Consider the following 321-nt stretch of genomic DNA (forward strand, 5'->3'; position numbering starts at 1 on the left):
GCCCAGCTGATCGTTATGCTGGGGCGTGCCGGTCGCGTCGGTATAGCCCTGGATTTCCAGATAGACGTTCTTGTTCTCGCCGCGCAGACGCTGGGCGAACTGGGCCAAGCGCTGCTCGGCCTCGGGCGACAGGGCCGCCGCGTCGGTGGGGAATTTCACGGAATCGTCCGACAGCACGACCTGATAGAGGAACTTGCCCTCCGCCAGCTTGTGCGCGTCGTTGGCGCGCTGGAGCGCCTGACCCGCCGTGCCTTCGACGCCGGTCACGCGGGTATCGACGACTTCCACCTGATCACGCACGAAACGATGGCTGGCGCAGCC

Annotated in this window: 1 protein-coding gene; it reads right to left on the reverse strand. The window is 66.0% G+C overall.

What is annotated here, in order from left to right; all coding sequences use genetic code 11:
• The coding region (locus CVH10_RS19085; RefSeq protein WP_219924843.1) for an OmpA family protein at window positions 1-288 on the reverse strand (288 nt) is incomplete at its 3' end.
• Window positions 289-321 lie beyond the last annotated feature (33 nt).

It is taken from the genome of Halomonas sp. ND22Bw (assembly GCF_003011945.1).
GTDB classification, from domain to species: domain Bacteria; phylum Pseudomonadota; class Gammaproteobacteria; order Pseudomonadales; family Halomonadaceae; genus Halomonas; species Halomonas halophila.